The 12,881-nt window shown below is 50.1% G+C and carries 13 protein-coding genes; 5 read left to right on the forward strand and 8 right to left on the reverse strand.

Going from position 1 to position 12,881, the window contains the following annotated elements; all coding sequences use genetic code 11:
* The first annotated feature begins 53 nt into the window (after positions 1–53).
* From kduD to tcyP, 3 genes are all read left to right on the forward strand, one after another.
* The gene (gene kduD, locus OGY72_RS22815; RefSeq protein ID WP_286549717.1) at positions 54–815 is read left to right on the forward strand and encodes a 2-dehydro-3-deoxy-D-gluconate 5-dehydrogenase KduD; all 762 of its coding nucleotides are present in this window, start codon (positions 54–56) and stop codon (positions 813–815) included.
* Between the two features lie 83 nt (positions 816–898).
* A complete protein-coding gene (locus OGY72_RS22820; RefSeq protein ID WP_122973937.1) occupies positions 899–1,498 on the forward strand; it encodes a metal-dependent hydrolase in 600 nt (199 codons plus the stop codon).
* A 135-nt stretch (positions 1,499–1,633) separates the two neighbouring features.
* Complete coding sequence (gene tcyP / locus OGY72_RS22825) at positions 1,634–3,025, forward strand: cystine/sulfocysteine:cation symporter (RefSeq protein WP_006684833.1); 1,392 nt, start codon at positions 1,634–1,636, stop codon at positions 3,023–3,025.
* A gap of 66 nt (positions 3,026–3,091) precedes the next feature.
* On the opposite strand, the gene cedA is transcribed toward tcyP, so the two are convergent.
* Positions 3,092–3,355, reverse strand: coding sequence for a cell division activator CedA (gene cedA, locus OGY72_RS22830; protein WP_072025560.1), 264 nt, complete (start codon positions 3,353–3,355; stop codon positions 3,092–3,094).
* Positions 3,356–3,547: 192 nt separating this feature from the next.
* On the opposite strand from cedA, the gene katE reads away from it, so the two are divergent.
* On the forward strand, positions 3,548–5,806 hold the full coding sequence (katE, locus tag OGY72_RS22835; protein ID WP_286549719.1) for a catalase HPII: 2,259 nt from the start codon (positions 3,548–3,550) through the stop codon (positions 5,804–5,806).
* A 36-nt stretch (positions 5,807–5,842) separates the two neighbouring features.
* On the opposite strand, the gene chbG is transcribed toward katE, so the two are convergent.
* From chbG to osmE, 7 genes are all read right to left on the reverse strand, one after another.
* Positions 5,843–6,601, reverse strand: coding sequence for a chitin disaccharide deacetylase (gene chbG / locus OGY72_RS22840; RefSeq protein ID WP_286549722.1), 759 nt, complete (start codon positions 6,599–6,601; stop codon positions 5,843–5,845).
* A 12-nt stretch (positions 6,602–6,613) separates the two neighbouring features.
* Positions 6,614–7,969, reverse strand: coding sequence for a 6-phospho-beta-glucosidase (locus OGY72_RS22845; RefSeq protein WP_032943151.1), 1,356 nt, complete (start codon positions 7,967–7,969; stop codon positions 6,614–6,616).
* A gap of 124 nt (positions 7,970–8,093) precedes the next feature.
* Complete coding sequence (chbR, locus tag OGY72_RS22850) at positions 8,094–8,936, reverse strand: transcriptional regulator ChbR (RefSeq protein ID WP_149384635.1); 843 nt, start codon at positions 8,934–8,936, stop codon at positions 8,094–8,096.
* Between the two features lie 10 nt (positions 8,937–8,946).
* Entirely contained in the window at positions 8,947–9,294 is a 348-nt protein-coding gene (chbA, locus tag OGY72_RS22855; RefSeq protein WP_003832549.1) for a PTS N,N'-diacetylchitobiose transporter subunit IIA, read from the reverse strand.
* A 54-nt stretch (positions 9,295–9,348) separates the two neighbouring features.
* Positions 9,349–10,707, reverse strand: a complete 1,359-nt coding sequence (gene chbC, locus OGY72_RS22860) for a PTS N,N'-diacetylchitobiose transporter subunit IIC (protein WP_003030619.1) — start codon at positions 10,705–10,707, stop codon at positions 9,349–9,351.
* 87 nt (positions 10,708–10,794) lie between these two features.
* On the reverse strand, positions 10,795–11,115 hold the full coding sequence (chbB, locus tag OGY72_RS22865) for a PTS N,N'-diacetylchitobiose transporter subunit IIB (RefSeq protein ID WP_003832547.1): 321 nt from the start codon (positions 11,113–11,115) through the stop codon (positions 10,795–10,797).
* Positions 11,116–11,413: 298 nt separating this feature from the next.
* A complete protein-coding gene (gene osmE / locus OGY72_RS22870; protein ID WP_003030621.1) occupies positions 11,414–11,755 on the reverse strand; it encodes an osmotically-inducible lipoprotein OsmE in 342 nt (113 codons plus the stop codon).
* A 210-nt stretch (positions 11,756–11,965) separates the two neighbouring features.
* Here osmE and nadE point away from each other — a divergent pair, with 210 nt between their 5' ends.
* Positions 11,966–12,796: an NAD(+) synthase gene (gene nadE / locus OGY72_RS22875; protein ID WP_003832544.1), complete on the forward strand. Its 831-nt coding sequence runs from the start codon at positions 11,966–11,968 to the stop codon at positions 12,794–12,796.
* The last annotated feature ends 85 nt before the right edge of the window (positions 12,797–12,881 follow it).

Below are 12,881 nucleotides of genomic sequence, written 5' to 3' on the forward strand. Positions count from 1 at the left end.
CCTATCCTTGCCCTATAGCGCAAGCGTTAATGACATAAATAGTTGAGGTAAACATGATTCAGGAAGCTTTTCGTCTCGAAGGTAAAGTCGCCATCGTCACTGGATGTGACACCGGCCTCGGGCAGGGTATGGCAGTGGCGCTGGCTGAAGCGGGCTGCGATGTAGTCGGCGTGAATCGTAAAATACCGCATGAAACCTCAGAGAAAATTAACGCCCTCGGTCGACGCTTTATGGCCATTCAGGCCGACCTCAGTCAACAAGATGCTCTCACCAGCATCGTGACAAAAACGGTGTCGGCGTTTGGCCGGGTCGATATTCTGGTCAACAATGCAGGAACTATACGCCGTCAGGATGCGCTGGACTTCAGTGAAAAAGATTGGGATGACGTGATGAATCTGAATCTCAAATCCGTTTTCTTTATGTCGCAGGCTGTGGCGCGTCAGTTTCTGGTTCAGGGCAATGGCGGAAAAATCATTAACATTGCATCGATGCTCTCTTTTCAGGGCGGTATCCGTGTACCTTCCTATACCGCATCAAAAAGCGGTGTTCTGGGCATCACCCGCCTGCTCGCCAATGAATGGGCGGCCAAGGGAATTAATGTCAACGCCATCGCGCCCGGCTATATGGCGACCAACAACACCCAGCAACTGCGCGCGGACAGCGAGCGCAATCAGGAGATTATCGATCGTATTCCCGCAGGACGCTGGGGCACGCCAAATGACCTGAAAGGCCCGGTCGTTTTCCTTGCAAGTCCCGCCTCTGACTATATTCATGGCTATACGCTGGCCGTGGATGGCGGTTGGTTGGCACGCTAAACCCGCACTTGTGACATAGGGTTACAACGTCACCTCTTCCGCCTACTGTATAAAACCCCTATACTGTATGAATTGACAGTTTATTGGGTTTTATCATGACGGCGGAAGGCCACCTTCTTTTTTCTATTGCCTGTGCGGTATTTGCCAAGAATGCCGAACTAACGCCCGTTCTTGCGCAGGGTGACTGGTGGCATATTGTTCCTTCAGCCATTTTAACGTGCCTGCTGCCGGATATCGATCATCCCAAATCTCTGCTGGGGCAGCGTCTGAAGTGGATATCAAAACCCATTGCCCGGGCATTTGGTCATCGCGGGTTTACACATAGCCTGCTGGCGGTTTTTGCCCTGCTGGCCACGTTCTACCTGAAAGTCCCGGATACCTGGATAATACCGGCCGATGCCTTACAAGGTATGGTACTCGGCTATCTTAGTCACATTCTGGCCGACATGCTGACCCCAGCAGGCGTTCCCCTGCTTTGGCCCTGCCGCTGGCGTTTTCGTCTGCCTATCCTCGTGCCGCAAAAAGGCAATCAACTGGAGCGGTTTCTGTGCATGGCACTGTTCGCATGGGCAATCTGGATGCCGCAAACCATACAAGAGAACAGCGCGGTACGCTGGTCTTCGCAGATGATTAATACGCTACAAATGCAGTTTAATCGTTTCATAACGCATCAGATTGACTAATAAATCAGCCAAAAAGTCATTTTAGGTATAAACAATTCCATTTGAATATAAGAGGCAAGTCACAGTTCTGCTAATCTTGCGCCAACAGAATCACCTTTAAACGGTGATACGTATAATAAGATCAGGAGAACGGGGATGAACTTTCCATTAATCGCGAACATTATCGTGTTCGTAGTGCTGCTGTTCGTGCTGGCGCAAGCCCGTCACAAACAGTGGAGTCTGGCCAAAAAAGTACTGGTCGGTCTGGTCATGGGTGTCGTGTTCGGCCTTGCCCTGCACACCATTTATGGCTCCGACAGCCAGGTTCTTAAAGATTCCGTACAGTGGTTCAACATTGTCGGCAACGGTTATGTTCAACTGCTGCAGATGATTGTTATGCCGCTGGTATTTGCGTCTATTCTCAGCGCCGTTGCACGTCTGCATAACGCCTCTCAGTTAGGTAAAATCAGCTTCCTGACCATCGGAACGCTGCTGTTTACCACGCTGATTGCCGCGCTGGTAGGGGTTCTGGTGACCAACCTGTTCGGCCTGACCGCCGAAGGTCTGGTGCAAGGTGGTGCCGAAACCGCACGTCTGAACGCGATTGAAACCAACTATGTTGGCAAAGTGGCTGACCTCAGCGTTCCGCAACTGGTGCTGTCGTTTATTCCGAAAAACCCGTTTGCCGATCTGACTGGCGCGAACCCGACGTCGATTATCAGCGTGGTTATCTTCGCCGCATTCCTCGGTGTAGCCGCACTGAAACTGCTGAAAGATGATGCACCAAAAGGCGAGCGCGTTCTGGTCGCTATCGATACCCTGCAAAGCTGGGTGATGAAACTGGTTCGTCTGGTGATGCAGTTGACGCCGTACGGTGTTCTGGCGCTGATGACCAAAGTGGTTGCAGGTTCCAACCTGCAAGACATCATCAAGCTGGGTAGCTTCGTCGTGGCCTCTTATCTCGGTCTGGGCATTATGTTCGTGGTACACGGGATCCTGCTGGGTGTGAACGGCGTTAGCCCGTTAAAATACTTCCGCAAGGTATGGCCAGTGCTGACGTTCGCCTTCACCAGCCGTTCCAGCGCAGCCTCAATTCCGCTGAACGTTGAAGCGCAGACCCGTCGTCTGGGCGTGCCTGAATCCATCGCCTCATTTGCCGCCTCGTTTGGTGCCACGATTGGTCAGAACGGTTGTGCGGGCCTGTACCCGGCAATGCTGGCAGTAATGGTTGCACCGACCGTCGGTATCAACCCACTGGACCCAATGTGGATTGCCACGCTGGTTGGTATCGTGACCGTGAGCTCCGCAGGGGTTGCCGGTGTGGGTGGCGGTGCAACATTTGCCGCGCTGATCGTCCTGCCCGCTATGGGTCTGCCGGTCACGCTGGTTGCGCTGCTGATCTCCGTTGAGCCGCTGATCGATATGGGTCGTACCGCGCTGAACGTAAGCGGTTCCATGACTGCCGGTACGCTGACCAGCCAATGGCTCAAGCAGACTGATAAAACGATTCTGGACAGCGACGATAACGCCGAACTGGCGCATCGCTAAGTCTGTCAGCTAAAAAAAAACAAAAAACCGCCGGAGTGTCATGCTCCGGCGGTTTTTTTATATCCATTAATCGCTTAGTTCATTTTCCTGGCGAACCTGATTAGCCCAGCGTTGCGCTGATTCCGGGACCGTAAATGCAGGCGAACGTTGAAACGCCTCCCCCATTAAGACAAAAGCGACATATTTTCCGCGCAGTATCCATACGTCACGAAACGCATCCATTTTAACCGCATGCTCTGGTGGCGCGGGCTCCACGCGGGGAACATAGCTGATAACCGGACGATTTTGTTGGCGAAGAGGTTTCATAATCAGTTGCTTCACTAAAGACAAATTCTAAAAATCAGAAAACCGCTATCTTAGCCGATTTTGCCGCCTTGCGTCCTGCCTTGCGTGCGCTGTTTGCCTGGTTCATCGCGCTTTACGTCATCGGCCTGTACCTACGCCGCTGAGTGAGTGGTCTATAGTTAAAGCTTTTGACAACAACAACGACCCTTTCAGCAATGAAACCAGGAGACGAGTTTAATGTCACAGAATGATAAGCATCCACTCCATCACTCAGCGCCGGTTCATGATGCCAGCGAATCCCAGCCAGGACTTGACTCACTGGCACCCACAGACGGTTCACATCGGTCAACACCTGAACCCACACCGCCAGGTATGCAGCCCACTACGTCCGGCAGTTTAAAAGCGCCAGATATCAAAAGTGACAAACTCAATGCACTGGACAGTTTTCGTAAAGGAAGCGAAGATTTTGCTCTGACAACTAATCAGGGTGTGCGAATCGCAGACGATCAAAACTCTCTGCGCGCAGGTAATCGCGGGCCAACCCTGCTGGAAGACTTTATCCTGCGGGAAAAGATTACCCATTTTGATCATGAACGCATCCCGGAGCGGATTGTACATGCCCGAGGTTCTGCCGCTCATGGTTACTTTCAGTCCTATGCCAACCTGAGTGCGACGACGAAAGCGGACTTTCTAAGTGATGAAAATAAAATCACCCCGGTTTTTGTCCGATTCTCTACCGTTCAGGGCGGCGCAGGCTCTGCGGATACGGTCAGGGATATACGGGGATTTGCGACCAAGTTTTACACTGAAGAGGGTATTTTCGACCTGGTGGGAAACAATACTCCCATCTTCTTTATTCAGGATGCCCATAAATTCCCGGATTTCGTCCATGCGGTTAAACCGGAGCCGCATTGGGCTATCCCGCAGGGCCAAAGCGCCCATGACACCTTCTGGGATTATGTCTCATTACAGCCTGAAACGTTGCACAACGTCATATGGGCAATGTCCGATCGGGCTATTCCGCGCAGCTATCGCACGATGGAAGGCTTCGGTATTCACACATTTCGGTTGATTAATGCGCAAGGGAAAGCCACCTTTGTCCGTTTCCACTGGAAACCGCTGGCAGGCAAAGCCTCGCTGGTATGGGATGAAGCGCAAAAACTTACCGGTCGGGATCCTGACTTTCATCGCCGCGATCTGTGGGAAGCTATCGAAGCGGGCGATTATCCGGAATATGAACTGGGACTACAGCTGATTCCCGAAGAAGATGAATTTAAGTTCGATTTTGACCTGCTCGACCCGACCAAGCTGATCCCGGAAGAGCTGGTTCCGGTGCAACGCGTCGGTAAAATGGTGCTGAACCGCAATCCTGATAATTTCTTCGCCGAAAATGAACAAGTCGCTTTTCATCCCGGACACATCGTCCCTGGCATCGATTTTACTAACGATCCCCTGCTACAGGGTCGCTTGTTCTCCTATACCGATACCCAAATCAGTCGCCTGGGCGGGCCCAATTTCCATGAAATCCCGATTAATCGCCCGACCTGTCCGTACCATAATTTCCAGCGTGACGGCATGCATCGAATGGACATCGATACCAATCCAGCCAACTATGAACCGAATTCCATCAATGATAACTGGCCGCGTGAAACGCCGCCGGGGCCAAAACGCGGTGGATTTGAGTCGTATCAGGAACGGATTGAAGGAAACAAAATCCGCGAACGTAGCCCCTCTTTTGGCGAATACTATGCGCACCCTCGCCTGTTCTGGCTAAGTCAGACGCCAATTGAACAGCAGCATATTATCGGCGGATTCAGTTTCGAACTCAGTAAGGTTACGCGCCCCTATATTCGGGAAAGAGTGGTCGAACAGTTAGCTCATATTGATACTGCCCTCGCCGAGGCGGTTGCCGATAATCTCGGTTTTAAGCTAACCAAGGAACAGGCCAGCATTGCGCCACCGCCCAACGTCAACGGTTTGAAAAATGCACCGTCACTCAGTTTATATGCAGGTGCGCAAGGTGAGATTAAGGGCCGCGTGGTCGCCATCCTACTTAATGACCAGGTGAAATCGAGCGACCTGCTCGCCATCATGCAAGCCCTACAGGCCAAAGGCGTTCATGCCAAATTGCTCTATTCCCGAATGGGTAAGGTAGTTGCCGATGATGGATCTGCCCTGACGATCGCCGGTACTTTTGCGGGTTCGCCATCCCTGACGGTCGATGCGGTTATCGTTCCATGCGGTAATCTCGCGGACATCATTAAGAACGGTGATGCCCGATATTATTTACTCGAAGCGTATAAGCACTTAAAACCTATCGCCCTGGCCGGCGATGCTCGTCAGTTTAAAGCAACGTTGAATATCAAAAATGAAGGAGAAGAAGGTGTGGTGGAAGCGGACAGTGCAGACGCACAGTTTATGGATACCCTGTTGACGCTGATGACCGCACACCGCGTCTGGTCACGTGCCGGAAAAATAGAAACGATTCCCGCCTAAAAAAATGCGGCGCATTAAGCGCCGCAAACTCAGGAATTACACGTTCAGAAAACTGCCAAGACGATAACCGCGTTCCGCAATTGCATATTTCAGTGACGAAGACGTCAGCACGTCGAGCTCAGTTAAGCGGGGGTAACAGTAGGCACTTTGACGAATAATGTCATCGATAAAGGCCGGATGACACATCACTTCCAGCGAAGACTCTCCCCGGTCGACTGACGCATCCAGCATCTGTAAAAACAGAGCCTCGGAAATCGCTTCGCCGTAAAACTCGCTGCTGAATCCCTGGGAGGTACGTAACGTTTCCGGAAAATCAGACGCCTGAAACACGGTCTGACGATCGATACGCAATGCAATCCCCTTCTGGGCAGCAAACCCGGCTACGATAGGGAAAATCTGCGGGAACATATGCACATGGTGATGGCTATCCAGATGCGTCGGCTCCCGCCCGAACAGGTCAATAAAACGCTGATACTGCGCGGCCAGTTCCTGAGAAATTTCATCCAGCTGCAAAGTATCCTCCTCTGCCATCTGCCAGATCCATTTCCCCAGTAATCCGTCACGGGTAAGGCCCGGCATTGCCGTCAACGGCCTACCCAGCGTCAGAACAAAATGCATTCCGACGGCGAGTGCAGGTATGTCGCGACTCAGCTGTACCGCATGGTCAATCGCCGCACCGTTAACCAATGCCGTTGTCGAGGTGACAACGCCATTACGACAGGCTTCAACAATGCCGTAGTTTTGTCCTTTACTCAGGCCAAAATCATCCGCATTCACAATCAGTACGCGTTCCATAGCCGACCTCAGTTAGTGTTGTTCGCTTTTGAGTTTCTCAATGCACCCGGCGAAGTTTGGCAACCATTTTTCATGCGCCAGGATTAGCTCACGCGCCAGAATCTCGGCATCGCTGTCAGAATGAACCAGCGGACTCAGGTTTAACGCCAGCAGCACATCATTCAGCTCGCCGCTCAATGCCGCATTGCTCGCCGCAACCTCAAAGCCTTTAATGGTGTAGATAAGGCCAAGCACTTTCTCGTCAAAATGGGTAATACGTGGGTGCGGCGTAGCACCGTTACGTCCCAGCGTGCAGGTCATCTCAACCGCCCAGTCCGCAGGAATGTTATCAACGTGTCCATGATGTGGAATGTTGACGTAGTGCTCGGTCTGTTTGTCGTTGTAGATGGCGTTGATCACTTCACAGGCCGCATCGGAGTAATACGCGCCACCGCGCTGCTCCAGCTCTTTCGGCTTAACGTTTAACTCAGGATTTTTGTAGAGGTCAAACAATTGTTTTTCTACTTTTTGTACTACCTGGGCACGTGCGCCGCCCTTATAGTACTCGCCCATTTCGATCGCCAGCATCTCTTTTGGCTTGAAGTAGTACAGCAAATACGAGCACGGCAGCAGCTTCAGCGAACGAATCAACCCTTCGCTGAACGGCAGGTCGAAAATGTTCTTCACGGTGGAAGCTTTCAGTTGTCCAGAAGCCACGCCGTCCAGCAGTTCATCAAAGCGCGATGTACCGTTCACCAGCACGTCTTTAATAAAGACCATGTGGTTCAGACCGAACAGATCGATGGATAAGTCATCACTCTCTTTCAGCGCCAACACATCGCTAATAAACATTTTCATGCCGACAGGAATATTACACACACCGATGAATTTCTTGAAATTCGTGTGACGATAGACCGCTTCAGTCACCATCCCTGCCGGGTTAGTAAAGTTAATCACCCAGGCATTCGGGCACAGTTCTTCCACATCTTTAATAATATCAAAGATAACCGGAATGGTACGCAGACCTTTGAACAGCCCACCCGCACCGTTGGTTTCCTGTCCCAGATAACCGTGGCTCAGCGGAATGCGTTCATCCTTTTCACGGGCTTTCAGTTGCCCGACGCGCAGTTGGGTGGTAACGAAATCAGCATCTTTCAGTGCTTCACGGCGGTCCAGCGTTTTAAACAACTTCATCGGTACACCGGCTTTGTCGATCATGCGCTGGCAAAGGTCAAAAATAATGTCCAGCTTCTCTTTTCCACCGTCGACATCAACCAGCCACAACTCAGAAACTGGTAATTCATGATAACGCTTAATAAAGCCTTCAAGTAATTCAGGGGTGTAGCTGCTCCCGCCACCGATAGTGACGACTTTTAATTTCTGGCTCATACTTTCTCCCTTCAGTGTAAAAACACTGACGTGTATTATGCTCAACCCGTTTGTCAGGTATAGCGTGGCTGTCCCGACGCTATTTTGGGCAAGCTATAAAAAATGGGTTATTGGCAAATAATATCTACTGATTAAATTCAGTTAATTTCTTACGGTAGCTATTCGGTGTAAACGACGTCAGCTTTTTAAACGTTTTAATAAACAGGCTTGGACTACTGTAGCCAGACTCGTAAGCAATATCCGTTACAGAATAGTTCGTCATTTCCAGCTGTTTTTTAGCAAAGTTAATGCGGATTTCATTAATAATCTGCATCGGCGTTTTGCCGTAATAACGCTGGGTAGCGCGGGTCAGATACTCCTGGGATTTCGCGGACAGGTGTACCATATTTTCCAGCGCATTCTCGCTAAACTGCCGTTTGTCGTGCATGGTCTCGACGGTGGTTTTAAGCCACTGCGGAATATCATCCAGCACCTGCTCTTCGCGATGATGGCGTAACCGATTTATAATATAGAAGGTGACCACTTCTACAAATTCATCCAGCCCGCTCTCACGAAAGTTCAGTGATGCAATAACCGTTTCAATGTAGGTAAGAAACGAGTTATTTGCCCGGTAGACCTGCGATGCAACGAAACAAAATGGCAGCAGCGGGTGATAGTGCTGTTCAAAAAAACGTTTACTGATGCCGACGTTAAGGATCCTTGTCGCACCAAAATCATAAAAACTCTGGTGGTGCGATCCCAACGGGATAAAGACAAAGTCTCCACGTTCGAGCAGGACGCGTTTACCGTTGATTTCCTGATAATAGCGCCCGGTTAAAACCAGGGTAAATTCATAGTAGTCATGCTGATGCAGCCCGCTGATGCTCTCAGTTTTGTTATAGATGAACACATGGAAATTTTTGCCATTAAACAGCTGCTGTTCATAAACGGTTTTGATTTCCGGTGCGTTAATCTGTAGCTGCATTATGCACTCCTCGCTATTTCAGCTTTTCGTGAAGCTCAATCAGTTCAGTCACCAGCTCACGCGCCAGCATTGATGTCATCAGGTGGTCCTGTGCGTGGACCAGCACCAGGCTAACTTTCATTTTACCTTCGCCCTGATCGCCTTCAATCAATTTCGTTTGCACGAGGTGCGCTTCGTTCAGCGCCAGACGAGACTGGTCCATCATGGTCTTAGCTGACTCGAAATCACCCTGCTTGGCCATTTTGAGTGCGCCGTACGCCAGGCTACGCGCCTGACCGGAGTTGATGATGAGGCCCATCACCACTTCTTCAAGTTCTTCTGCTTCTGACTGCGTGTCGACGATGTTCTCGATATCCAACATACTTTTTTCCTCTGGTTCAGTCCGGCATGACCGTAAAGCCATGCCGGATTAAATTTAGAATTTTAATGCGTTAGCGATATCTTCTTCGCTTTCTTCTTGGTCAATAACGTTCTGCGCTTTGTTGGCTACCACCACGAACGGCAGGTAAACCAGCGTTGCGATACCGAGGTTGAACAGCGCGACCAGCAGAGCAGCGACGCTACCGTTGGTGTTAAAGAACGCGCCCAAACCGGTTGGCATAGTCCACGGTGCAATGTTGGTAATCGGTGGAATAATGCCTGAGTAGTAAGCTGCCAGCGTAATCGCCGCCAGAATCGGTTGCACCAGAATGAACGGGATAAACATCACCGGGTTCATGATGATCGGCAGACCGAACAGGATAGGTTCGTTAATCTGGAACAGACCTGATGGCAGTGCCAGCTTAGCAACCTGACGATAGTCAGGACGACGCGATGCCAGGAAGATAGCGATAATCAGACCCAGCGTTGCCCCACTACCCCCAAGGAAAATATAGGAGTCGAGCATCGGCTTCGCCCAGACGTGGAACGTCTTACCGGCTTCCAGCGCGGCATCTACGGAACCAAACTGTTGGTAGATAGAGATGTTTTCCAGCGCCCATGGCGTCATGATACCGCTGTCCAGCGCAGTCAGCGCCAGTGAACCGTGAATACCGAAGAACCACAGCAGCGGAACAAAAATCACGTAGGCCCAGCCCACCACGCTACCCAACGACGCCAGCGGAGTTGAAATGGAATCCATAATGATCTGGTGGAAGTTCGTACCCCAGGTGTTCAATGCCCAGGCGATGATCCCCATAATGGAGAGGATAAGGAAGCCAGGAATCAGCGCAGAGAAAGAGCGCGATACGGATGTCGGTACGCTATCAGGTAATTTAATGACCCAATTGCGACGAACCACAAAGGTGAACATTTCCGCGACCGCAAGGCCGATAATAATACCGGAAATAATATTGGCACCGCCGAGCCAGTTTGCGCCAACGGCATAGGCTTCACCCACGCTATAAGGCGTTACGGTCATAAATGCGGCGACGGATAATAACCCGGCTGCCAGTGAGTCGACTTTACGTTCTTCTGCCAGCGCCATGCCGATAAAGAACGGTGCCATCAATGACATGATACCCAACGTACCGTTATAGACGTTTCCACCAATGCCTTTCAAGCTATTCAAAGTTTCAATAGTTGAAGCATCAAGTCGAATGCCCATTGAATAAAAAAACGACCCCTCCCCAAAGCTCAGGAAAACGTTATTGATTAATACAAACATGGCCCCTGCGAGGGTTAACGGCATTAAACGAATAAAACCGTTCTTGATTGCATTAACGTGTGGCTGCTTTCCAATTTTTACAGCAAAAGGAAGGAGTACCTTTTCAAGTGAAGCAATAGCGTTACTCATAGAAAAATACCCTTAAATACCGCAATTAATAATTGCGGTGAATGTTAATGAAATAACTCTTTGACGGGAAAAATTAAAATAAAATAATTAATTTGCTGCGGCTTTTTTAATTGCTGCAACAGCAGCCTTAAGCACGCCTAAACCATCGACTTTGCCATACAGCAGCGAGTCAATCACTTCCACAGGCTTGTTGGGTAACAAACGCTGAATTTCGGGCAACATATAAGCAATTTGTGGACCTAATAACACGACATCGGCGACAGGACCTTTTTCTCCGGCCAGCGTTTCAGGAAATGCTTCAATAATAACCGGTACTTCGTATTTTTCGGCCTGAGCACGCATCTTCGAAACCAACAATGAAGTCGACATGCCCGCAGAACAAAACAGATAAATGTGTTTCTTTTCCATTAAAACGATCCTCATGTGCGATTATCTGTCAACCAGACACTCCGCAAGCCATAACCTGCATCCATGCTCTGGGTAACTTGCGTCAGCTAAATTACTTTTTTAGGTGGCTGAAATGAGTATACGGGATTGCACCGGTGGATGGTATTTCCTTGACCAACTAAATTGTCTCTCCTTGACCTGTCGTTATGACCCCCCTCACATTTCGGGTAAATAATTCGCGGCAATAAATAAGATCGTTCGGCACAAAAAAACCGGCACAATGGCCGGTTCTTCTGAATGCTCAGGCAATAAGCAGTTGTTACTTCTTCGCCGCCTGCGGGTCAGTGTCGTACTCTGCGCAGGTCTGGTAACCGGAGTTAATCACATGTCCGGTGTCGTCTAAAGCAACAAAATAGGTTTCAGCTTTACCATCTCGTTGACCCAGGATGTAGGTCTGGCATGTCCCTCGCGCATGAATCATGCTGACTTCAGAAGAAGGTTTACCGGCAATCTGCGCCACCTGCGCCCGGCTCATCCCTTTCTTCACATCTTTCACCACGGGCTGAACAAATTGGTCTTTAGTACGATCGTAGGCCGTACACCCTGCCAGCATAGTCAAAACAGCCGCTGCACTCAGAATTCCTGTTAGGTTCTTGTTCATATTCCGTCCTCTTGTATTTCAGCGTGTTATATAAGCCTGGAGCACAACAACACATTTTTCAAGCAATCAGATGATACTTAGGTCGTTTCGGAAAATTCTATTAAAACAAAATGATGTTAGATCAGGCCTGCATCCCTTGTCGTTTGGGTCCCAACGCGTTAGCTTTAACACATCATTTTTTTGATCATTTCATTTTTCGGAGGGGGTTAAATGACTCTGCAGCAAGAGATAATCCAGGCGCTTGGCGCAAAACCGCAAATTAATGCAGAAGAGGAAATTCGCCGCAGCGTGGATTTCTTGAAATCCTACCTGCAAACGTACCCTTTTCTGAAATCACTGGTATTAGGGATAAGCGGCGGACAGGACTCAACGCTCGCGGGAAAACTTTGCCAGATGGCTATTTCCGAGCTTCGCGAAGAAACGGGGAATGACGCGTTGCAGTTTATTGCCGTACGTCTGCCGTATGGCGTTCAGGCTGATGAACAGGACTGCCAGGATGCCATCGCCTTTATCCAACCTGACCGCGTGCTCACAGTAAATATTAAGGGTGCGGTACTGGCCAGTGAACAGGCCCTGCGTGAAGCGGGTATTGAACTGAGCGATTTTGTCCGTGGCAATGAAAAAGCCCGTGAACGTATGAAGGCCCAGTACAGTATCGCCGGAATGACCAGCGGTGTTGTCGTGGGTACCGATCATGCAGCAGAAGCCATCACCGGATTTTTCACCAAATACGGCGATGGCGGTACTGACATTAACCCTATTTTCCGTCTGAACAAGCGTCAGGGTAAGCAGCTGCTTGCCGCGCTGGGTTGCCCGGAGCATTTATATAAGAAAGCGCCAACCGCCGACCTCGAAGACGATCGCCCTTCTCTGCCGGATGAAGCCGCATTAGGCGTCACCTATGACAACATCGACGATTACCTCGAAGGAAAAACGCTGGCTGCCGACGTCGCGAAAAAAATTGAAGGCTGGTATCTGAAGACCGAGCACAAACGTCGCACACCGATTACGGTGTTTGATGACTTCTGGAAAAAAGCGTAATTCTTTTAGTCGCATATTGCCGGATAGCACTGGGATCACCGCTGTCCGGCCCCTCCTCCTGGCCTGATGCCGCTTTTTTAATCGG

The sequence above is a fragment of the Citrobacter sp. Cpo221 genome (assembly GCF_030332345.1).
Lineage (GTDB): Bacteria > Pseudomonadota > Gammaproteobacteria > Enterobacterales > Enterobacteriaceae > Citrobacter > Citrobacter portucalensis.

Excerpts from the sequence above, each read along its gene's own strand:
- kduD (WP_286549717.1), top strand. The coding sequence starts at position 54 with ATGATTCAGGAAGCTTTTCGTCTCGAAGGTAAAGTCGCCATCGTCACT.
- tcyP (WP_006684833.1), top strand. The coding sequence starts at position 1,634 with ATGAACTTTCCATTAATCGCGAACATTATCGTGTTCGTAGTGCTGCTG.
- katE (WP_286549719.1), top strand. The coding sequence starts at position 3,548 with ATGTCACAGAATGATAAGCATCCACTCCATCACTCAGCGCCGGTTCAT.
- chbG (WP_286549722.1), bottom strand. The coding sequence starts at position 6,601 with ATGGAACGCGTACTGATTGTGAATGCGGATGATTTTGGCCTGAGTAAA.
- OGY72_RS22845 (WP_032943151.1), bottom strand. The coding sequence starts at position 7,969 with ATGAGCCAGAAATTAAAAGTCGTCACTATCGGTGGCGGGAGCAGCTAC.
- chbA (WP_003832549.1), bottom strand. The coding sequence starts at position 9,294 with ATGTTGGATATCGAGAACATCGTCGACACGCAGTCAGAAGCAGAAGAA.
- chbC (WP_003030619.1), bottom strand. The coding sequence starts at position 10,707 with ATGAGTAACGCTATTGCTTCACTTGAAAAGGTACTCCTTCCTTTTGCT.
- chbB (WP_003832547.1), bottom strand. The coding sequence starts at position 11,115 with ATGGAAAAGAAACACATTTATCTGTTTTGTTCTGCGGGCATGTCGACT.
- osmE (WP_003030621.1), bottom strand. The coding sequence starts at position 11,755 with ATGAACAAGAACCTAACAGGAATTCTGAGTGCAGCGGCTGTTTTGACT.
- nadE (WP_003832544.1), top strand. The coding sequence starts at position 11,966 with ATGACTCTGCAGCAAGAGATAATCCAGGCGCTTGGCGCAAAACCGCAA.